A 19319-nucleotide genomic window follows, 5' to 3' on the forward strand; every position below is an offset into this window, starting at 1 on the left:
CGGCAGTCCCGCCCGAGGCATGCCGTCCTAGTCAGCAGCTAGCTACTAGGCAACGGCGGTGATTGTGGTCGGTTCGCGGTGCCAAGGAGGTGTGCTGAGGAGGAAGACCGTTGCGGCGATCATCACTCCAGCGGCGAAGATGGTGTCCAGATGGGTCGACAGTGCGGTGCCGTTGTACATGGTGATGCCCACCGCCAGCAATGACGCTACCAAAAGGATAAGCGCGACCCAATGCTGGCGGCGCAATCCCACCATAACCAAAAGGGTGGGGATCGCGTACCAGATCATGCTCGCCGTTCCCATCGAATTGATCTGAGTGATCACGCTGCCACTGCCCGGTATTGCGGCGACGAGCGGTCGGAAGAACATCGAGGCGCAGTGCAGGATCAGCCCCAGCACACCCAGAACGGTCAGGGCGAGATCCAGTGGGGTCAACCGTTGCGTGACCCGTTGAAGGGGTAGGCCAGGTATCACCAGTCGGAGGACCAGTAAGACAGCGGCGATTCCAAGGAGGGTCAGGACAAAAGAAGTGGACATGGAATCACCCTACGGGAGCGCCGCCAGCCGAAGTGGGTCCTGGATTGCAGAGCTACCCTCCGGTCGGACCTACCGCCGTCGATATCAGCGGTTGAGTACAGCGGTCCCAGCGAGCCGCAATGAACTCGACGGCCTCGGCCAGAAGTGCGGGAAAGTCCAGAGCCCGGCAACCTGTTAATCGGCGACTGCCACAGTGGCCCCCAGCGTTACTCGCCGCAGGTCATCCGCGAAAGAATCAGCGAACGTGGAAGCCCGCCTCGGTCACGGGGACCGTTTCGACCCTGCCACCCCCACAGCTGGCTGCTCCGGGACCGATCTGGGGGAGTGAGAAGTTCTGCACACCTTCTGTGTCGAGGGTGAAAGCTACCATCTTGCCGTCGAGGACAACGCTGGCGGCCGTTTCGCCCTTGGTGATGGTTCCACTGACTTCTGTCTGGCCGTCATTGAACTCCAGGCATGTCACTCGGGCTGTGAAGTGAGATAGCCCCGACGGGCTCTGATGTGTGAAGGACAGGCGCCCGGTGGCCACACCGTCGCTGCCGAGTTTGCCTTCGACTGACAGCCTACGCTGGTCCTCCGGCAGGGAACTCACGGCTGCCCCATTGATACGATGAACTTCCTGCGCGCTGGCGCTGGCGCGGGGGGTGCCTTCCGCGTCCGCAAAAGCCGGACTCGGAGCGAGCAACACCAAGACGGCGATGCTCATTGGGGCGAAGAAGGTTCGTAGCCGCACGATAGTCTCCTGAATGGGATGGATGATGCATGAGCCGCTCACTCTATACACGCATCGAGTCGAGGTTCTGTAATCCAGCATACTGACGCCGATCCACCCTTACCCCTCCCTTTGACGGCATGATTCGCTAGGCGGGACTGGATGATCAAGTCCTCTGCGGGCGTCTCGGAAACTTGTCTCGCCGTGTTTCGTTTCAAAAGTGCTGTCGCTAGAACTTTGTGAGTCCGAATGACGGCATGAGGCATCTTGAATTAACCGGGAACGCGAGTGGTTTGTTCGTGCTCAAAGATGCTATCAGCCACGCCCAGCGATGCCCTCGGGCCAAAACGTCGGATAATCCGATTTTGCTGTGCGGCGCGATCCCTGTCGCACCTAGCACTGTACTGTTTGTCGGCTGATACCCGGTGATCCTCCTGGCGCCCCTATGGGACCCGATCGTGCCTGACGTCCGCTGTCCTCGGGCACAGCTATCGGCATTAGGCCGGGCAGCGACATCGCGCTCCGGCGGCCCTAGCCTCAGCGAGCTTCGACGATGCCCATCATTCCTTGGTCCTCGTGGTCGAGGATGTGAAAGTGATAGACGGTTCGTCCGGAAAACTCATCGAGGGCGATAAGGACTTTCACCTGCTCAAACGCTGGGACGTTGATGACATCCTGCCACCTCGGCTCCGATACGTCGCGGTCACCGTCCTCGACAATCTGCATGGGCTACACATGCAGATGCACGGGGTGGTCCATGGGGCTGGAGTTGGTCAGGGTCCATTCCTCCACGGCCCCAGCCGCCACCGGGGTGTCAGTGCGGGCGGGATCGAACTCCCGGCCGTTGATGGTAAAAGCCATCATGGTGCCCTCACCGTGGCTTCCACCGCCCATACTGCCGGCCATTCCCATGTCGAAATCCAAAGTGTGGCAACCGGTGACCGGTTCCCCGCGCAGATCCCGCAGCGCAGGGCCCGCTGGCACGGGCTCCGGCGTCTGCACCGGATCACCAGACACCTCGAAGGTGAGGAGCTCGATCGCTTCCCCGTTGCCTGGACCGTTTCCGCCCATCATGGCCCCGCCCATCATCTCGTCCATGCCGCCACGGTCTACGGGCGCCGCGACCAGGACCGAGGAGCCCTCGGTGGTCTCGACGAGCAGCTCGATGCGGTTGCCGGGGGCGATCACCACTTCTGTACCCTCTTCAGGAACTGGCAGGCGCCCGAGGTCACGGCTGAGCAATCGAACCTGCTGGCCCTCCAACTGCAGACGCAGATACCGGGAGGGACAGGCGTTGACGATCCGCCACCGCTCCCGTTCCCCCGGTGCGGCGTCCAGCCGCGGTCGGACTTGGCCATTGACCAGCACGACCTCACCCTCCCGGCCCATCATCTGCTGCATCTGGTCGACCTCAGACAGGTTGCCGGAGGAGTCTAGGGACAGGTCCGAGACCACCAGGACCCGCTCCCGGGTCACCGGAATCACTTCGGGGTCCTCCACCACGATCACCCCATACAGGCCGGCGGCGACCTGATCGGCCACATGGCCGTGGCGGTGCGGGTGGTACCAGTAGGTGCCCGGCGGGTGGTCCTCGGGCAGGACGAACTCATAGTCGAAGGACTCTCCCGGGCTGATGCTCAGGAACGGGTTGTCGCCGTTTCCCTCAGGGGAGACGTGCAGCCCGTGCACGTGCAGGTTCGTCGGGGCCTGAAGCCCGTTGGTCATCGCCACCCGGATCGTGTCACCGGGCGCCACACGCAGGGTCGGGCCCGGCAGGGACCCGTTGAAAGCCAACACAGAAGCTTCACGCCCACCGACCTGGACACGTGCCGGGGCGGCCTCCAAATCCAGTTTCAGTACGCCGTCACGGCTGGAGAGCACCGGGGGCTCGACCAGTTCTTCACCGCCGGTGTATCCGGGATCGTTGCTGGTGGTCCACCACAGTCCCGCCCCGCCGAGGGCTGTGGCACCGGCACCTGCGGCACTGAGAGCCAGCAGCTGGCGGCGGGTCAGCGGGTTCACTGGCCGTCTTCCTCCAGGATCCTCAGCCGCTCCCGGTATTCCTCAGTGCTCAGTTCCCCGCGGGCGTAGCGCTCTTCAAGGATCTGCCTTCCTCGGCCAGGGTCCACACCCGGTTCGCGGCGGGCGTCGGGACTGGCATTGTGTGAGGACTTACCGGAGAGGGCCTTCACCAACACGACCACCAACACGATCACCCCCACGAGCACTAACAGCCCGAAGATCCACATCAATCCCATACCGCCCATACCATTGCCGTTCCACATGATCGTGCTCCTTAATATCTCGTCGTACGCGGTCGAATCTCTAGCAGTTACGCGCCTTCTGCCGTACGCGCCCACCCAAGTCTTGACTCCCGCTGGCTAAGGATGTCAACCGGTCGCAACGGCCCGGCCCGGATCTGCCCGGACCCGACGTGTCCGTCCGCCGACAGAGGATCGGATACACCATCGCAGCCAAGCCGTCCCGTTGCTGAGGGGTATTGACGGGCCTTAGCGAGGCGCAGCCCGGTTTACAGGAAACAGTGGGGTGGCTAGGACGTTTCCCGTAGCGGGGCCATTTCTGAGTGGGTTATGGCCGGGGTCCCCGGGTCGAGGCAACCGGTGGAGGGGATGACCCGGCGTGTTGCGGCCGTGCCCATCCAGATCAGGGCGAAGAAGCCTATCGCGGTGATTCCGAGGAAGTTCAGGTCCACGGTGGTGAGTGCTTCTAGGATGCCGCCGGAAGGTTGGAAGACCTCGGCGGCCACGGAAAGTAGGCCCGTCCCGCCGATGAGGAAGGCGATGAACACCGAGACACCGGTGACGACGAGGTTGTAGTCAACCGTGCGTCGGGCGTCGCCGGTGGCCCGGCTGTAGATCCGGGCCATCATCAGCCCGTCGGCGCTGTCGAAGGCGGTCATTCCTGCGGTGAACAGCACCGGCAACACCATCGCGGCGTACCAGGGCAGGGACGGGGCCAAGGTCCCGGCCACGACGAAGAGGCTGATGGAGGCCGCGGTGTCCAGGCCGAGCCCGAAGAGGAACCCGACCGGGTACATCTTCACTGGACGGTCCACCGCCCGGGTGAGAGGGTGCAGCACACGGTGCAACACTCCTCGCCGGTTCAGGTGCGTGTGCAGCTCGGCCTCATCGACCGGTGCGGTCCTCATCGTGCGGCGCAACCGGTGTAGGGACCGCAGCGCCGGCATGTTCAAGATCCCGGCGGTGAGCAGAAACAGCCCTGAGACGGTCCCGCCCCAGATCCCGGCGGCCTGGCGCAAGGTGGAGTTCTCATCGGCCAGGCCCCCAGCGAAGACCTCCACGCCCAGGGCCAGCAGGAGCACGGAGAGCACGACCACCGAAGAGTGTCCCAGAGCGAACCAGAATCCGGTGGTCACGGTGGCACGGCCCCTGGTGAGGAACTGGCGGGTGGCGTTGTCAATGGCGGCGATATGATCGGCGTCGAAGGCGTGACGCACGCCCAGGGCGTAGGCGCCCACGGCCAGGCCCAGAAGCAAACCAGGGTTGGCTCCGGCGGCCTCCTGAGCCGGCAGCAACCAGCCGAACAGGGCCCCCCACCCGGCGACGTGCAGCCCCAGGACGGTGACGCCCATGCCGGTCAGGCTACGTGTCTGGTTCCGGGGTGGAGCTACGGCAAGGCTGGCCATCTGCGCCCTTTCTGGTTTGTTGGATTTAGACAGGGAAGGTCGCCGGGGTGAGCGGGCGGGCAGGATGCCCCTGCCCGCCCGCCGGGTCTAAGACGAAGACCAGGCTGTAGCGGCCGGGGGTGGGTCAGCTGGCCGTGGGCAGGCCGGCGTCGGCGGCCTCGTCGAACATCGCGTCGATGTGCACCGGTTCCTTGCCCGCACGTTCGAGCAGGCTGGCGGCCACTCCGGAGCGGTAGCCGGAGCCGCAGTGCACCCACAGTCGGCCGGCGGGCACCTCGTCCATGCGGGTGACGAGCTCGTGCAGCGGAATATTCACCGCACCCTCGATTCGGGATGCCTCGTACTCCTCCACCCGGCGCACGTCCAGGATCGTTTCCCCGGCAGGGCGGTCGGCCAATACGCCGTCCCATCCAACCCGGAGGTAGGACGTGGCCGGAACGTCCGGGGCCAGCTCGGCGGGGTTCTCGCCGACGGCCGCATCCGGTGAGTCGATGCCGATTCTGGACAGGTCGCGAATCGCGTTCTCAACGTCATCGCGGGAACCGACGAGGGTGAGTTGCTGGTCATAGGGGAAGACCCAGCCCAGGAAGGTGGTGAAGCTCGCCCCGTTGCCGTACTCAAAGCTGATGGTCCCCTTCAGGTGCTCAGCGGAGTAAGCCACCCGGTTACGCAGGTCCACCACCCACTCCCCAGCCTCCAGACGTGCCTTCAGCTCCGCCGGATCCAGAGAATCGGGAACCTCGAGGTTGGGCTCGGTGGGGCCGGCAGCGTTGGCCGGTCCCATGTGCACGTAGTAGCTGGGGTAGGCGCTCAGGTTGGCAATGAGCTCGGTGACGAAGTGTTCCTCGTCGCCCTCGGTGTAGACGTGGTTGGTGGAGAACTGCTCGCCCAGGGTGGATTCTGACGCCCCTGTTGCCGGGCCGGAAGAGCAGAAGGAACCGAACCCGTGAGTCGGGTAAAGGGCTGCCTTTTCTGTTGCCTCTTTCGCCAGGCGGCGGGCGGAGTCCCACTGGTCGTGGGTCAGCCCGACCGTGTGCTCGGAGCCGAGCAGATCGGTGCGGCCCACCGAGCCGTAGAGAACGCTGCCTCCGGAGAACACGGCTTGCTGCCCGTCGTGCTCGACGATGAAGGAGAGGTGGTGGTGGGTGTGGCCGGGGGTGGCCACCGCCTTGACCAAGAGTTCGCCGACCTGCACGGTTTGCCCGTCGGCGATCGGGGTGCGTTCGAAGGACACGTCATCGGCGGCGTTGACCAGGTAATCGGCCCCGTATTTCTGGGCCAGGACGAGCCCGCCGGTGACGTAGTCGTTGTGGATGTGGGTTTCGGCCACGTGGGTGAGCTTCACGCCCGCTTCTTCCACGATGGCTTCGACTCGGTCGACATCGCGCTGGGCGTCGATGACCAGGGCTACGTGCCCGTCGTGGATCAGGTAGCTGCGGTCCCCGAGCTGCGGGGTGTCAATGACAATAACGTCCATGGTTTCTTTCTCCTCAAAATCGGCGGGGATTGTTGCCTTGTGAAGGACCCACAAAAACAACAATACCTATAGGGGTATACGACTGGTCAAGTTGGGCTTGTTTATCCCTGTCAGGCTGGGTCCGTCTATCTGGTGCGGCGGAACTTGTTCAGCACTGCCCCAAGGGACCAGGAAGAAGGTCTTTTCGGGCGGTCAGCGGGGACGCTTTTAGTAGCTGTGGCATAAGTGACCGGGTATCCGTCGCGATACCGTTCGGTGATTCCGCCGGCGACATTCGCTACGTCGAATCCATCCTCGGTGAGAAGTGAGACGACTTGAGTGCTCCGTTTTCCCGATCCGCACACGACGTACATGGTGGTATTAGGGGAAGGGACGTCATGTTCCCTGGCGCGTACATCGAGCAAGGGCACGCCCGGCCACTTACTCTTCATTTCGTCGGGGCCCATGCTGTGCCTTCCCGCTCCTTTCAGCCAGACGTGGATGGGGCTTTGGGGCCTGGGAAAGGTTTTTAAGTGGTGGGTAGGCCGGCCTCTTGCCAGGCGGTCATGCCCCCTGCCATGGTGTCTGCGGTGAAACCTGCCTCATTCAAGGCGTCTGCAGCGGTGGTGCTACGGTTTCCGCTACGGCAGATGGCGATCACCGGTACGGTTCGGTCGAGTTCGGACAGGCGTGCGCCCAAGTCCCCTAGTGGGATGTGCAGGGCGCCGGGGATTGTTCCCTGGGCGACTTCAAAGTCTTCCCGGACATCGATGATCTGATCCGTGTTACGGCGCTTCTCGGCTTCGGTGATGGTAATTTCGGACATCGCTTGCCTCCTGGTTGGTTTCTGATGCGATTGTTCTTTGGTGAGGTGTTCTTCGGTGAAGCGATACTTCTTGGCTCAGGCGGTTGAATGTTTCGCTCGCCCGGAGCCTTGGTTGCGGTGCTCGTTGTCGCGGGCGCGTGTCCTGATGGGGCATGTGCGAACGAAGAACCAGCAGATGACGGCGGCGAGCACGGCCAGGGCGGCGATACCACTGAGGATGATCCAGCGCAGATCCTCAGGGGCCTGTTGGGTCAGGACAAAGGTGCCCATGGCCAGGACGAACCAACCGAACGCTTTTCGGAGGGCGGCTTCGGGAATACTGCCTGCGAGTTTGGAACCGATGAGCGTTCCCACGATCGCAGCTGCCGTGACAGCCAAGGTCAGGCCCCAGTCCAGGTGGACAGTGGGGAGGTAACCGGCGAGTCCGGCGAAGGACTTCATCGCAATAACGACCAGTGACGTTCCGACGGCGATTGACATCGGCAGGCCGCCCAGCAAGGCCAGGGCGGGAACGACGAGGAATCCGCCGCCTGCACCGACCAGGCCGGTGACAAGCCCGACGACGGCTCCGTCCAGTAGCACCCGGCCCAAGGGGAGTTCGTGTTTCACCGGTTCGGCGGTGCCATCCCCACCAGTTTTTTTCCTGCCGCGGAGCATTGCTATGGCGGTCGCCACCATCATGATGGCGAAAGCAATCAAAAGGATCTGACCGGGAATCTGGCCACCCAGCAGACCGCCGACGAAGGCGCCGACCATGCCGGCGGCGCCGAAAGTCAAGCCGGTACGCCACATCACCCTGCCACCGCGGGCATGGCTGATCACGCTTACAGCCGAGGTGACTCCGACAACGAACAGGGACGCAGCGATCGCTTCCTTAGCTTCGAATCCGGCCACATACACCAGGATCGGAACGGTCAGAATCGATCCGCCGCCACCCAGGACACCGAGCGAAAGCCCGATAACCACCGACAGGCTGAGCACGAGGATCAGGGTTGCGGTCATGAGGCGCGCGCCGGCCCCGTCATGGAATTGGCGCCGGCGTTGGCGCTGGATGCGGAGTCGGCGCTGGGAAGTTGCAGGATAGCTGCCTCCCGGGTTGGCTCCTGCGCGGTCTTGTTCCAGGGCATGGCCGAGAGGGCCTTACCCATGGCGCAGGTGTTCGTGGCGGCCGAGAACGTCAGGCCGGTGCCGATGGCCCCTGCAAGCAGGCGCAGCTTCGGTGAGACGAACTGCCCTCCTGCCAGGCCCAGGACGACCAGGGAGCCCGCCGCGAGCCTCACCTGACGCTCAAGGGCCCAGCGTTGCTGGCCGCGGATTACTTCGCCGCCAGCAGTAGCGAATCCAGGCACACCCCCGGTCAGGACGTACGCCGTATCAATCCCCACGCCACCGAGGCGCTGACGGGCCTGTTCGGCGCGGACCCCGGACTGGCAGACCAGGACTACCCGGCTGCCCCGCCGTGCCGCCAGCTCGTCCGTGTGCTCGGACAGCAGGGGAAGCGGCACATTGTATGAACCGCGGATATGCATGGTTTCAAACTCAGCAGCCGACCGCACATCAAGGATCACAAGGTCCTCATGCTCGGTAATCCAGGAACTCAGTTCCTGCGGATCAAGAGCCGTTACAGCGGGAACGGAAGTGGTCGAAGAAGTCATGAAGGTCCTTTCAAAAACCAGAAGTTCGAAATACGTGGCCGAGTATTCCATATACCCATGGGGTATGCAAATAACCCCCTGGGGTATAAAATGGTTACTGAAACAGTGGTCATTATCCGACGGAGTCTGGTACTGACTGAACCAACAACCGAGAACGAGGATGAAGAGGAATATGAGCACCACACCCAACCAGCCAGCAGATCGAACACCTGACACGGCCCCGGACGAAGTCTTCAGTGCCGCATCCGAAGCGCAGGTCAGCCGGATCGTTCTGGGCCCGAAAGTCTACGGTCTTGACGGGTTGCTGAAGGGCCCCTAATTGGCGGTTGACTTATACGAGGACCACAGCGGCGGCGCACCTCACTTAGGCGCACCCAGACGGCAAGGCCCGCCCGGATCACCCGAGCGACCCCTACACCCTGGGGGGTATATAATGACATTGACACTAATCCTAGGCGGAGGCCACCATGCAACTCGATTCAACAGAACTGACACCGGTTATCAACCGGCTCAACCGGCTCAAGCGGGCCCAAGGGCAGTTGGCCGCCGTAACCCGGATGATGGAGGAAGGCCGCGACTGCAAGGACGTCATCACGCAGCTCGCTGCGGTCTCCAAGGCGCTGGACCGGGCCGGATTCGCCATCATCGCCACCGGTCTTCAACAGTGCATCACCCAGGAAGACGCCAGCATGGACAAAAAGGACCTGGAGAAGCTGTTCCTTTCCCTTGCCTGAACTGCCACCATCGAAAAAGGCCAGCAAACGGATACCCGCCAGAACGTAGTGGAAGGAGAAGACATGACCTATACCCACAGCATCGTAGTGTCAGCAGCTTACGAGGAAGCAGTGCAGAAAACCCGCGAGGCGCTGGCCGAGCAGGGCTTCGGCATCCTCTCTGAGATCGACGTCCGCGCAACCTTCGAAACCAAACTTGGTGCCGAGGCAGGGCAGGGCCTCGGGGATTATGTAATCCTCGGAGCATGCAATCCACAACTTGCCAGTCGCGCCTTGGCGGCCGAACCGGACCTCGGCGCGCTGCTACCCTGCAACGTCGTCGTACGCCGCGGACCCGACGCCACGCAAACCACAATCCAGGCCATCGACCCCCAGACCATGGTCCAGCTCAGCGACAGCCCAGCCGTACAGGAAGTGGCCAATGACGCCGACACGCGACTGCGTGCCGCACTGACCTCCCTCGAAGTCAACCCCGCCTAGAAAGGCACCAGCGGGACCAGCACTTTTTCGGAAGAGAACAGATATCACCGTTAACGTAGCTTCAATTGACCTGCGTGCAGGCGATAGTGCAGGCGTCCCGTCAGGTGCACTGGGCGGAGTCCGGGCGGGAATGAAAACCCAGCGACACTGATGCGTGACCGCCAGGACCACCGGTGGCGGGGCTGAAAATCAATACGCTGGCTGACGGGTTTTTTCACATTGCGACGTGGCTTCTCGTCCTGGCCGGCTCTGTTGCTGCCGTGAGGGCCTGGCGGCAGGGTTAAGCAGCGCCGAGCTGGAGCTCCCAGGTGGGCCTGATGCTTACAGGGTGGGGGATATTCAACCTTGTAGAGGGCCCGATCAACCACCAGCTGCTGGAGGTTCACCACGTCCGTGACGACCTGGGATCCCCACTTTCCTGGGATATAGGATTCCTGATTTTCGGCGCTCTCCTCATCGTCGGCGGATGGTTGCTGTACCGGCACGGCCAACGCACCCTCCCGGGCAGGGTGGGCTGAACCGGCCGGCGGACCTGACTACCGGCCGGCTACCCGGCAGAGTCAGCGGTGTGAGAACAGCCGGGAGAAGAATCCGCCTTTAGTCTTGGGCTCGTTTTGGTGCCCGCGTCACTTCTGGGCGACCGGCACTCCCCGTAGGACTTGGTCCACATGTTGACCGCACCCGGCCCAGGTTGTTTTACCACATTTTTTGCATGTCACTGCACGGCACATAACGTCTTTCCTCCGCTGTCGACTGGCAATTCATACCCTATACCCCCTAGGGTATAGGGTATGTTGACGACTGCAAAATGGAAAGGCATCCGATGGTAACGAACCCAAAGAGGCCCAGCCCTGCAACAGAGATCGTCACCTTGGGACTGAAGCAAAACATGGCCCAGTTCGCCCTGCTGGTCGCGATCAACGCCCTGGTCGGCGGCATGGTGGGTCAGCAGCAGACAGTGCTGCCACTGCTGGCCGAGACCGAGTTCGGGCTCACCGGCTACACCTTCATCTTCACCTACGTCGCCGCGTTCGGGATCACAAAGGCGATCGCCAACTACTTCGCCGGAACCTTTTCCGACCGCTACGGGCGCAAACCCGTACTGCTCATCGGGTGGCTCTTCGCCCTGCCGGTCCCGCTGATGCTGATCTTCGCCCCGAGCTGGGGCTGGGTCGTGGCCGCCAACATACTGCTGGGCATCAACCAGGGACTGACGTGGTCCACCACCGTGGTCATGAAGATCGACCTCGTCGGCCCGAAACAGCGAGGTCTCGCGATGGGCCTCAACGAAGCCGCCGGCTACGGGGCTGTGGCCGTGACCTCCCTGCTGGCCGGGTACCTGGCCGAGCAATACGGTCTACGGCCGGCGCCGTTCCTGCTGGGACTGGCCTACACGGCCATCGCCCTGTTGCTGTCCGGGGTGTTCGTGAAAGAGACCCGCGGCCACGCCCTGCTCGACGCCGGCCAGCACGTGCCCCGCGCCGACGGCCTCCACGATCATCTCCACGCCGGACTCACCGACCGACAGATCGCCGCCCAGACCAGCCTGAAGGAACCCGCCCTCTCCTCAGCCAGCCAGGCCGGGTTGGTCAACAACCTAAACTTCGGGCTCTCCTGGGGCCTGTTCCCCTTGCTGTTCGCCACCGCCGAACTGACCGTCGCCCAGATCGGGCTGCTCTTCGCCCTCTACCCAGGAGTCTGGGGTGTTGGCCAGCTGGTTACAGGGGCGCTTTCGGACCGGATCGGGCGCAAACACCTGATCACCGGTGGAATGGCCACCCAGGCCGCCGCTCTCGTGGTCATCGCACTCGGTGACGGCTTCAGCACCTGGGCGGCTGGCACCGCACTGCTCGGAGCTGGTACCGCGATGGTCTACCCGACCCTCCTTGCGGTTATCGGCGATGTCGCACACCCCGCCTGGCGCGGCCGCGCCGTGGGCGTCTACCGCGTCTGGCGCGACCTCGGTTACGCGGTCGGCGCCGTCCTCGGCGGCATCATCGCCGACCTCATGGGACTCCATGCAGCTGTATGGGCCGCGGCTGCTGTCAGCGCCCTCTCGGCCCTGGTCGTGGCCGTACGGATGTACGAAACCCACCAACCGGCCCCGAACGCCCCGCACCACTGATGCTTGCGAGGCGCTGAAGGGTTATCGGTGCAGTCGGCTTGCGGGCCCTTCGCTCTGTAACCGAGCTTATTGAGCTGTTTAGGCACGCCGACATCTTCACTCAACTGCATTCAGTGCAACGACTTCGAGAAATGACAGGCATATTAGGACGAAATCATTGGGGAATGAAGAGACCCGCTGGTGGAGGGATGCACGGCAACGGCTCCAGCCGGGGATTGTGGCCCTTGTCTGGAGTGCAGCCCTTGAAAGGTCCATCGGTGGAGAGAAGGATCTGCATGTGGTGGTCCGCGTGGTCTCGCCACCAAGAGCTCATTCCCGTGGCGCCGTCCCGGCGTAGATTCTCCCACGCCCTCCAAAGTGCTTCTAAGCGGCTGATCGCCTCACCGTGCCGCCACCACTTGGGGCACCATGTGTGCCTCCCTGTGCGGTCAGATTGCGCCGGTAGTTGAGCGCCAAATGTTCCTGCACAAAGAGATCCACTGTCGCGAACACCAACGAGGGCGCCGCCTCAGTCGCCTCCGCCGTCGTCGTCGTCTGAGGATCGACGGTTTCCGGTGAAGTGTCCTGGTTTACTTCGTCCCAGCCGCCCAGGCCCTCACTCATCGTTCTGGGCCGCCTGAATCCACTTGTTCTTCGGCGGCGTCGAGCCGTTGCTCGAAGCTACGGGTGTTGCCTGTGTTGCCTGTGTTGCTGGGTTATGGGCGGCAATGGAGGCTTTGATTTGTTCAGCGTCAGGCCCGGCCATCCATGGCATGGTTTTGACCAGGACCGGACGGATACCGGAGGCAAAGACGATAGCGCGGCCACGTTCGAGCGATACCAGGTCGTCGGGTTCGAGGATTCTCTCTTTTCGGTTCGGGTCAACACTGGTGGCGCGCCCGTTCTTGCCCCGGCTGGTGGTGCGCCCTGTGTAGGTGTAGTCACCGATGAACTGGGATAGCTCAGTCATGAAATCAGGTTCAGCAACGCCGCCGCCGTAGACCTTGATGTTGGATGCTGACCAGAGTTTGCGCATCCCGTCTTTACCCCACACCGACGCGCCCTGTGCGTAGGATGGCAGAATCGTCATGAGGACGATTCCGCGGGAACCATAGTGGCTGTACTGGTCGGGCAGGTTCTTCTACCGGCAGACGTTCGCCGCTTCATCGAGAACACCAACCAGAGGGACGGCGAGCCTGCCGCCAGGAGAAACCACGGCGTAGGCTTCAGCGGCTTCCACTGTGGCGACGGTCAGCGCGGTGACCAGGGGCCCAGCAGTGCCGGCCCCTTCTTTGGACAGGCTGTAAAGGGTGTTTTTACCGCGCACGAACTCTTCCGGGCTGAATTCAGGCCGACGAGCTGTGCCGCTGGGATTCACCCACGGCGCTACCGTCTGGTTCGTCAGGCAGTCCACGTAGCCGAGGGCGGTTCCGTAGATCCCGTCTCGCTGCTGAGCGGCGTAGTTCATGATGCTGGAGAGCGCGTCAGCGTTCATCGGGTAGTTGTGACGGCGCAGGATCTCCACTGCCTCATCCTCGCTGGGATCAGTGAGCCAGCCGTGGATCTCAGTAATGGGCCGATCATCACACGCGGCCGCCAATAGCATCGAGGTCAGCAGTTGCTCTCCGAAGCCGTCAAAGAACGGATCAATCCGGCTACCGGGTTCACGGGTGCCTGTTGCGAAGTGCCCGGCGGGTTCGCCAGGCCCAGATGACGGGCATTCCTTCCGGTGTGCTGATCAGGTAAAGCCGGAAGCCCCGGAAGTAGCGCGAATGCGAAGCGCAATAGCCGTAGCCGGCATGCCCGCTGAGATCGCTGCGTTTCACGGTATCCCGCGACATGGCGCAGGGCAGCGGCGTGGAATCGACAAGGCGGAGCACGTCATGCCATGACGGAGTGTCCTTGGCCAGGGCCCTACGTGTCAGGGTGAGTTAAGGCCAGTGGCTCATAGCAAGTCCGTCTAATTCCAAGACCGGTCCAGAGCCGCACCAGTTAAGTGTCTGTCAGATTTGTGTGTCGTTCTGATAAAGGAATCACCGCTGGGTATGAGGGACCGGAGTGCAACTTGGGGAACCGGGAGCGGGCCGAAATTTCGGGAGGAAATAAGCGACGGAGGAGCGCCGAACGAAACTTTGGTCTGCTCCCGGCGCATCGCGCGCTGGTTGCGCGGATGACCCGCCCAGCGATGATGGGGATCAGAATGACAAACAGCGATGATGCTTCTGGTCATTCATGGGTATGTTTCGATGGCACAGCATGACGCCGGTAGTCCAGTTGTTCTGCTGTGAAGCTACCGTGTTCGATGAAAGCACCACGGCTCTTCTCGAGGCTCGCCACGTTCGTGCGGTTCGGCCACCCAGCCGGTGGCGCTCAGCCCACCGCTTACCCACCGGAAATAACGAGCAAGGTCGAGAGGCAATGGTCAGTTGAATTCGCTCGAATGGCGCTATTGCTGGGGATTTACGGGGTGATGGAATCCACCGGAAACTGACGAAAGACAGCAATTGCTAATCCGTTTGTCCTGGGTTCAAGCCCCAGCAGCCCTACCCCTGTGAAGTCCCCGGAATGAGACGTTCCGGGGACTTTTTGGTCTCACCTGATCTGGCGTAGATGGGGCGGCTAGCGAATTCGCAAAAATATCCGAAGCTAGCTGTATTGCCCACAGAGGTTAGTGACGGTCGTCGGAGAGCCTGGTTCCGGCCGGGCTTGTGGGCGGTTCGGGGCCGGCTGTAATTGCCGGTGAGGTTGAGGTGATCCCAGCTCGGTGGCGAGAGGTAGAGGGCTGCTGAAGGTTTGGTTGACTTCTAACCTTCAGCAGCCCTGCACCGCTGGCTGAAGAAAGCCGACGAGGAAGACGACCCCAAAACCAGGGCGGCGAAAGAAGAATCCGCCGAGCTACGGGAAGGGGAAAAGCGCATCAAGATTTTGGAGTAGGAAGCCGAAGTGATGCGCCGGGCCGATGAGGACTGTTGTCACTCTTGGAACTGCGAGTACGGCGGGTATCTCGGCTTCCCTGGCGACGATCGCTGCGTGGGAGAGCTCTCCGCCGGTTTCGGTCACCCTGCCGAGGCGATAGTGAACAGCGGTGTCCGTGCGGGGCGGTGTTGCGGCAGACGAGCACGTCGTCAAGCTGGAGTTTGGGAAGGTCAGCGGGTCCGCGGACGAGCCGGAGGGGGCCGGAAGCGATTCCTGGACTGGCTGGCTCTCCGGTGATGGTGGCACTGTTGGCGGGTGGCTGTGGCCGTGCTGTGGAGTCGGTGGGGGTACCGTTACGGGTCCGGCTTGAAGGACCCACGTCGTGTCTTCTGCGATGGCTCATTCGATGTCTCTGGGGCAGTCCAGCGCGTCAAAGACCTCGTTACTGCGGGCGTGCAAGTACAGAACCTCGGGACCTGTGAGACAGAACTTCTCCTGTTTCGTCGACGCAATAGGGCGGGCAAGGAGACGCCCGTAGTGGTGGTCAGTGCGCTCGGTCTTGGCCCCTGGCTAGCGCTCGATGATGCCGGAGTCGCTGATGTCTGAGGCGCACCGCTCCACCTCAGGTGCGGAATTCGCGTAGGGATCCCAGACGCACGATCGCTACGAACTCACTACAACGCAGCGGTAGTGGATCGGAATTGCGGTGCAGAGGGCGGGCGGCGGTCCGTGAGCGTCGCTATGCGGAGGCTCTCAGGGGCTCGAGGGCGGCCAAGGCGAGGTCGAGGCCGAAGATGAACTCTTCCGCCGGGTCGTAGCCGGCAGCGACGAGTGCCGCGGCGGACTCGTTGAGGTAGGGGAACTCGCCTGGAGGAAGCTGGGGCAGGTAGACGTCTTCGGCCATGTCCGCGAACTCATCGGCTGTATCGAACGGCAGGTTGGCTTCCTGCAGGGCGTAACCGTAGACAAGGCTGTCGAGCAACCAGTTGGCGTGCGTCGCCATCAGAACCGAGAAGCCGGCCCTCCGCAGGCAGGCGGTGACAGCCTCGCGGTGGCGGAGGTGCGCCGCCCCCGGCGATGTCCGCGAGTCCATCAGGCCGTTCGCCCACGGGTGGCGTGCTAGAACCTGTCGGGCGGATATCGAACGCCGTCGCATCGCCGACTGCCAGTCGGTCCCTTCGGGTGGGAGTTCGATCTCCTCGAACACGATGTCGATCATCGCGTCCAGCAACTCCTCCTTGCTCGCCACGTAGTGGTAGAGCGACATCGCTCCCGCGCCGAGGTCGCGAGCCAGCCGGCGCATGCTCAACCCTTCGACTCCCTCGCGGTCGGCGAGTCGGATCGCCTCGACCACCACCCGCTGCTTGGTTAGCCCCGCGTCTGTCGTGACCTGGCGTTGTTCCCTAGCGGACACGGATTCCTCGCTCTCTCGAAGCCTTGACATTAGTACAAGGTACGCCCACACTCTATCGTACAACGTACGTCGTACAACGTACGGATAACGAGTCAGCGCAAGTCGCTACTCGGGTGTAAGGAGACTTCTGTGGAAAACGAACAGCGATCGAATGCCGGGGCACCCCTGGTGCCGGGGGCGAATCTTGACGGGGCTGCGACGATGCGGGCCGCCGTCCAGCACCGCTACGGCCCGCCTTCAGTGCTCGAGTCGTCCGAGGTCGGTATACCGCTACCCGGTCGGGGCGATGTCCTCGTCCGGGTGGGCGCGGCCTCGGTACACCCTGGCGACTACTTCGTCATGACCGGCAAGCCGTACATGGTGCGCCTGGTGTACGGGCTCCGCCGGCCGCGCCACGGCATTCCTGGCATGGACCTCGCCGGCGTGGTGGCAGCGGTAGGGAAGGATGTCACCGCTCTCCGCCCCGGCGACGAGGTGTTCGGCTGGAGCACCGCTGGAGCGCTGGCGGAGTACATCTGCGTCCCGGCGGACAACCTCGTGTCCATCCCTGCCAACCTGTCGGTCGTGGACGCGGCAGCGGTGCCCACCTCGGCCATGACGGCGTTGCAGGCATTGCGCAAGGTCGCGAACGTTCGACCGGGCCAGACGGTGCTGGTGACGGGCGCGTCAGGCGGCGTGGGCTCCTTCGCCGTACAGATCGCCAAGGCGTTTGGTGCCGAGGTGACGGGTGTGTGCAGCACCCGCAACGCCGACCTGGTCCGGTCACTCGGTGCCGACCACGTCATTGACTACACGAGGACCGACTTCACCCGCAGCGACAAGCGTTACGACGTCATCCTCGACAACGTGGAAGCCCAGCCCCTGGCGGCTGTCCGCCGAGCGCTGACGCCCACCGGCACCCTGATCCCCAACAGCGGACGAGGGGGCCGCTGGTTCGGCCCCCTCGGTCGGATCGTCAAAGCGCGTGTGCTGTCCGGGTTCACCCGTCAGATGCTGTTGCCTTTCATGTCGGTTGGGAAGCGCCAGGACCTGCTCACCCTGGCCGAGCTGCTCACGAGCGGGCAGGTCAGGTCCGTCATTGACCGCACCTACCCCCTGGACGAAGCGGCCGACGCCCTCCGCTACGTCGGGGCCGGCCACACCCGAGGGAAGGTCGTGATCACCGTCTGACGACCTTCACCGATGAGAACGACCCAACCCGTGCGAATGCACACCCAAACCGGCCGCCACTCCGGCGGACGGATCGCTCCAATCGAAAGAAATACCAATGACCCTCCGAACGAAAACTCCGAAATTGCTCGACAACCCACGAATCCCCGTGCAGGCCAAGCTCGCCGCCGCCTGGACCAGCTTCATGTTCCTCGTCATCTACATCGACTACTTCCACCTCTACCAGCCCGGCGAAATTGATGTAATCCGGGGTGGCGAGATTTTTGTCTTCGACATCACCGGGACATTGGTTTCCATCTTCTTCGTGATCATAGCGATACCGAGCCTGATGGTGCTGCTCTCGATGACACTGCCCGCCAGGGCGAACCGCGCCACGAACCTCGTCGTTGCCCTGCTATTCATCCCCCTCTCCGTCTTCAACGCGGCAGGGGCGACCTGGGACTGGGCCTTTTACTACGGCCTCACCATTGGAGTCGAGTTGCTGATCCTGGCCTTCATCCTGCGCTCCGCCTGGACCTGGACCCGCACCGCACCGTCGGCGACCATGCCGCCCAGCCCGGACCGTGAAGCCGTCCGCGCCCAGCAGCAAGCGTGAACCCAAGAGCAGTCCCTGTCCGGTAGGGGCCTTCCAAGGCCCCTACCGGCAGGTCGGGTCATCGGATGCGTTCGCAGGCTCATCGGGCCCATGAGACGCATCAGGGGGCGCTTCTTCTGACGCTGTTCATCCGCCAGAACCTGTCCACGTTCAGCGCGAAGCCGGGACGGGAAAGCCCGGACGTGTTAAGGGAACCCATCGAATCCGTCAGGTCACCCCGGCCACCGACCGGACCTATCCGTCGAGACAGGTCCCTGAGGCCATTCGCTACTTCGCCGCGGACCACGCCTGGGCAAAAATCGCCATCACCCTACAAGTCCATCCGTTGCCCGCCGCACACGGAGGGTGACATCAAATTCCGACCAATTCCTACACAAGAAACCCAGGATCATCACCATGGACACCCACCCAACCCAAAACTCCAGACAGTTTAATTCGCCGGCCGAAACAATGAGTCCGCCGCACATGTTCATTCTCGTCACCGGAGTTCTGCTAACCGCAGGCTCAATCGGCGTCCTCGCCAACTCCGGGCCCGTCCTCGCAGGGCTTGCTGCGCTGGCGGCTGGATTAGCGGTCATCATCGTCGGGGCTGCCGGCCTGGGCAGGAGAATACTGTCCTCGTCGAGCCCTGAGATCGGCACACCCGCCGGGGGGTCGTATCCTGCACGGCTCGAGGGGGAACTGGATCCCAACCTCTCGCGGTGGATGTGGCTGGTCAAATGGATTCTGGCCATTCCGCACTACCTAGTGCTGACCATACTCGGGATTGCCTTCGTGGTGGTCACTGCTGCCGCGGGGGTGATGATCCTGTTCACCGGGCGCTACCCGGCGTCGCTCTTTCAGTTCACGGTGGGCGTTCTGCGCTGGCACTGGCGGGTCGCCTTTTATGCCAACTGCGTGCTGGGCACCGACCACTACCCACCCTTCACCCTGGCGCACACTGATTACCCGGCAACTTTTGAGGTGGACTACCCCGAAAAGCTCTCGCATGGGCGGGTCCTGGTCAAGTCCTGGCTCCTCGCCCTACCTCACCTGCTCATTGTCGCTGCACTT

General features: G+C 62.9%; 20 protein-coding genes and 6 pseudogenes. 9 read left to right on the plus strand and 17 right to left on the minus strand.

Annotated elements, in window-relative coordinates:
- Positions 1 to 45 precede the first annotated feature (45 nt).
- From ACX80A_RS09730 to ACX80A_RS09775, 10 genes and pseudogenes are all read right to left on the minus strand, one after another.
- Positions 46 to 537 (minus strand): hypothetical protein, encoded by a 492-nt coding sequence (locus ACX80A_RS09730; protein ID WP_459259502.1) that lies wholly within the window; start codon positions 535 to 537, stop codon positions 46 to 48.
- Positions 538 to 772: 235 nt separating this feature from the next.
- Positions 773 to 1270, minus strand: a complete 498-nt coding sequence (locus tag ACX80A_RS09735) for a hypothetical protein (protein ID WP_459259503.1) — start codon at positions 1268 to 1270, stop codon at positions 773 to 775.
- 516 nt (positions 1271 to 1786) lie between these two features.
- A pseudogene (locus ACX80A_RS09740) lies at positions 1787 to 3271 on the minus strand (multicopper oxidase family protein).
- Complete coding sequence (locus tag ACX80A_RS09745; protein WP_459259504.1) at positions 3268 to 3534, minus strand: SHOCT domain-containing protein; 267 nt, start codon at positions 3532 to 3534, stop codon at positions 3268 to 3270. The pseudogene ACX80A_RS09740 and the gene ACX80A_RS09745 overlap by 4 nt, the downstream one beginning before the upstream one ends.
- Before the next feature lie 266 nt (positions 3535 to 3800).
- A complete protein-coding gene (locus ACX80A_RS09750; RefSeq protein ID WP_459259505.1) occupies positions 3801 to 4862 on the minus strand; it encodes a HoxN/HupN/NixA family nickel/cobalt transporter in 1062 nt (353 codons plus the stop codon).
- Positions 4863 to 5040: 178 nt separating this feature from the next.
- Positions 5041 to 6393, minus strand: a complete 1353-nt coding sequence (locus ACX80A_RS09755) for an MBL fold metallo-hydrolase (protein WP_459259506.1) — start codon at positions 6391 to 6393, stop codon at positions 5041 to 5043.
- 125 nt (positions 6394 to 6518) lie between these two features.
- Positions 6519 to 6839: a rhodanese-like domain-containing protein gene (locus ACX80A_RS09760; RefSeq protein WP_459259507.1), complete on the minus strand. Its 321-nt coding sequence runs from the start codon at positions 6837 to 6839 to the stop codon at positions 6519 to 6521.
- Between the two features lie 62 nt (positions 6840 to 6901).
- The gene (locus tag ACX80A_RS09765; protein ID WP_459259508.1) at positions 6902 to 7198 is read right to left on the minus strand and encodes a rhodanese-like domain-containing protein; all 297 of its coding nucleotides are present in this window, start codon (positions 7196 to 7198) and stop codon (positions 6902 to 6904) included.
- A gap of 75 nt (positions 7199 to 7273) precedes the next feature.
- Positions 7274 to 8200: a sulfite exporter TauE/SafE family protein gene (locus tag ACX80A_RS09770; RefSeq protein WP_459259509.1), complete on the minus strand. Its 927-nt coding sequence runs from the start codon at positions 8198 to 8200 to the stop codon at positions 7274 to 7276.
- Entirely contained in the window at positions 8197 to 8853 is a 657-nt protein-coding gene (locus tag ACX80A_RS09775; protein WP_459259510.1) for a rhodanese-like domain-containing protein, read from the minus strand. Before ACX80A_RS09775 ends, ACX80A_RS09770 begins: the two co-directional genes overlap by 4 nt.
- A 172-nt stretch (positions 8854 to 9025) precedes the next feature.
- On the opposite strand from ACX80A_RS09775, the gene ACX80A_RS09780 reads away from it, so the two are divergent.
- The 5 genes and pseudogenes from ACX80A_RS09780 to ACX80A_RS09800 all read left to right on the plus strand — a co-directional run bounded on the left by ACX80A_RS09780 (position 9026) and on the right by ACX80A_RS09800 (position 12192).
- Positions 9026 to 9172, plus strand: a complete 147-nt coding sequence (locus ACX80A_RS09780; protein ID WP_459259511.1) for a hypothetical protein — start codon at positions 9026 to 9028, stop codon at positions 9170 to 9172.
- A gap of 148 nt (positions 9173 to 9320) precedes the next feature.
- Positions 9321 to 9587: a metal-sensitive transcriptional regulator gene (locus ACX80A_RS09785; protein WP_459259512.1), complete on the plus strand. Its 267-nt coding sequence runs from the start codon at positions 9321 to 9323 to the stop codon at positions 9585 to 9587.
- Positions 9588 to 9650: 63 nt separating this feature from the next.
- On the plus strand, positions 9651 to 10067 hold the full coding sequence (locus ACX80A_RS09790; protein WP_459259513.1) for a DUF302 domain-containing protein: 417 nt from the start codon (positions 9651 to 9653) through the stop codon (positions 10065 to 10067).
- 173 nt (positions 10068 to 10240) lie between these two features.
- Positions 10241 to 10585 (plus strand): annotated as a pseudogene (locus ACX80A_RS09795) (DUF2243 domain-containing protein).
- Between the two features lie 305 nt (positions 10586 to 10890).
- Positions 10891 to 12192: an MFS transporter gene (locus ACX80A_RS09800; protein ID WP_459259514.1), complete on the plus strand. Its 1302-nt coding sequence runs from the start codon at positions 10891 to 10893 to the stop codon at positions 12190 to 12192.
- Between the two features lie 154 nt (positions 12193 to 12346).
- On the opposite strand, the pseudogene ACX80A_RS09805 reads toward ACX80A_RS09800, so the two are convergent.
- From ACX80A_RS09805 to ACX80A_RS09825, 5 genes and pseudogenes are all read right to left on the minus strand, one after another.
- A pseudogene (locus ACX80A_RS09805) lies at positions 12347 to 12571 on the minus strand (DUF4913 domain-containing protein); the annotation flags it as partial.
- The gene (locus tag ACX80A_RS09810) at positions 12556 to 12795 is read right to left on the minus strand and encodes a hypothetical protein (protein WP_459259515.1); all 240 of its coding nucleotides are present in this window, start codon (positions 12793 to 12795) and stop codon (positions 12556 to 12558) included. The pseudogene ACX80A_RS09805 and the gene ACX80A_RS09810, both read right to left, overlap by 16 nt.
- Positions 12788 to 13306, minus strand: a complete 519-nt coding sequence (locus ACX80A_RS09815) for a TraG/TraD/VirD4 family protein (RefSeq protein ID WP_459259525.1) — start codon at positions 13304 to 13306, stop codon at positions 12788 to 12790. Before ACX80A_RS09815 ends, ACX80A_RS09810 begins: the two co-directional genes overlap by 8 nt.
- A gap of 6 nt (positions 13307 to 13312) precedes the next feature.
- A complete protein-coding gene (locus ACX80A_RS09820) occupies positions 13313 to 13777 on the minus strand; it encodes a type IV secretory system conjugative DNA transfer family protein (protein WP_459259516.1) in 465 nt (154 codons plus the stop codon).
- Between the two features lie 100 nt (positions 13778 to 13877).
- Positions 13878 to 14084, minus strand: a pseudogene (locus tag ACX80A_RS09825) (IS982 family transposase); the annotation flags it as partial.
- Between the two features lie 901 nt (positions 14085 to 14985).
- Here ACX80A_RS09825 and ACX80A_RS09830 point away from each other — a divergent pair.
- Positions 14986 to 15102: pseudogene (locus tag ACX80A_RS09830) on the plus strand (IS3 family transposase); the annotation flags it as partial.
- On the opposite strand, the gene ACX80A_RS09835 reads toward ACX80A_RS09830, so the two are convergent.
- Both ACX80A_RS09835 and ACX80A_RS09840 read right to left on the minus strand, forming a co-directional pair.
- Positions 15067 to 15393 carry a PEP-utilizing enzyme gene (locus tag ACX80A_RS09835; protein ID WP_459259517.1) on the minus strand — a complete coding sequence of 109 codons (327 nt, stop codon included), beginning with the start codon at positions 15391 to 15393 and terminating at the stop codon, positions 15067 to 15069. The pseudogene ACX80A_RS09830 and the gene ACX80A_RS09835 sit on opposite strands and share 36 nt — an antisense overlap.
- 433 nt (positions 15394 to 15826) lie before the next feature.
- Positions 15827 to 16531, minus strand: coding sequence for a TetR/AcrR family transcriptional regulator C-terminal domain-containing protein (locus ACX80A_RS09840; protein ID WP_459259518.1), 705 nt, complete (start codon positions 16529 to 16531; stop codon positions 15827 to 15829).
- Positions 16532 to 16630: 99 nt separating this feature from the next.
- Between ACX80A_RS09840 and ACX80A_RS09845 the strand changes: the two genes are divergently transcribed.
- From ACX80A_RS09845 to ACX80A_RS09855, 3 genes and pseudogenes are all read left to right on the plus strand, one after another.
- A complete protein-coding gene (locus ACX80A_RS09845) occupies positions 16631 to 17671 on the plus strand; it encodes an NAD(P)-dependent alcohol dehydrogenase (protein ID WP_459259519.1) in 1041 nt (346 codons plus the stop codon).
- Between the two features lie 97 nt (positions 17672 to 17768).
- Positions 17769 to 18266 carry a DUF6326 family protein gene (locus tag ACX80A_RS09850; RefSeq protein WP_459259520.1) on the plus strand — a complete coding sequence of 166 codons (498 nt, stop codon included), beginning with the start codon at positions 17769 to 17771 and terminating at the stop codon, positions 18264 to 18266.
- A gap of 654 nt (positions 18267 to 18920) precedes the next feature.
- Positions 18921 to 19319 (plus strand): annotated as a pseudogene (locus ACX80A_RS09855) (DUF4389 domain-containing protein); the annotation flags it as partial.

The sequence above is a fragment of the Arthrobacter sp. TMN-50 genome (assembly GCF_054511125.1).

Coding starts and splice junctions, on each gene's coding strand:
- ACX80A_RS09730 (WP_459259502.1), bottom strand. CDS start 537: ATGTCCACTTCTTTTGTCCTGACCCTCCTTGGAATCGCCGCTGTCTTA.
- ACX80A_RS09745 (WP_459259504.1), bottom strand. CDS start 3,534: ATGTGGAACGGCAATGGTATGGGCGGTATGGGATTGATGTGGATCTTC.
- ACX80A_RS09750 (WP_459259505.1), bottom strand. CDS start 4,862: ATGGGCGTCACCGTCCTGGGGCTGCACGTCGCCGGGTGGGGGGCCCTG.
- ACX80A_RS09755 (WP_459259506.1), bottom strand. CDS start 6,393: ATGGACGTTATTGTCATTGACACCCCGCAGCTCGGGGACCGCAGCTAC.
- ACX80A_RS09760 (WP_459259507.1), bottom strand. CDS start 6,839: ATGGGCCCCGACGAAATGAAGAGTAAGTGGCCGGGCGTGCCCTTGCTC.
- ACX80A_RS09765 (WP_459259508.1), bottom strand. CDS start 7,198: ATGTCCGAAATTACCATCACCGAAGCCGAGAAGCGCCGTAACACGGAT.
- ACX80A_RS09770 (WP_459259509.1), bottom strand. CDS start 8,200: ATGACCGCAACCCTGATCCTCGTGCTCAGCCTGTCGGTGGTTATCGGG.
- ACX80A_RS09775 (WP_459259510.1), bottom strand. CDS start 8,853: ATGACTTCTTCGACCACTTCCGTTCCCGCTGTAACGGCTCTTGATCCG.
- ACX80A_RS09780 (WP_459259511.1), top strand. CDS start 9,026: ATGAGCACCACACCCAACCAGCCAGCAGATCGAACACCTGACACGGCC.
- ACX80A_RS09785 (WP_459259512.1), top strand. CDS start 9,321: ATGCAACTCGATTCAACAGAACTGACACCGGTTATCAACCGGCTCAAC.
- ACX80A_RS09790 (WP_459259513.1), top strand. CDS start 9,651: ATGACCTATACCCACAGCATCGTAGTGTCAGCAGCTTACGAGGAAGCA.
- ACX80A_RS09800 (WP_459259514.1), top strand. CDS start 10,891: ATGGTAACGAACCCAAAGAGGCCCAGCCCTGCAACAGAGATCGTCACC.
- ACX80A_RS09810 (WP_459259515.1), bottom strand. CDS start 12,795: ATGAGTGAGGGCCTGGGCGGCTGGGACGAAGTAAACCAGGACACTTCA.
- ACX80A_RS09820 (WP_459259516.1), bottom strand. CDS start 13,777: ATGCTATTGGCGGCCGCGTGTGATGATCGGCCCATTACTGAGATCCAC.
- ACX80A_RS09840 (WP_459259518.1), bottom strand. CDS start 16,531: ATGTCAAGGCTTCGAGAGAGCGAGGAATCCGTGTCCGCTAGGGAACAA.
- ACX80A_RS09850 (WP_459259520.1), top strand. CDS start 17,769: ATGACCCTCCGAACGAAAACTCCGAAATTGCTCGACAACCCACGAATC.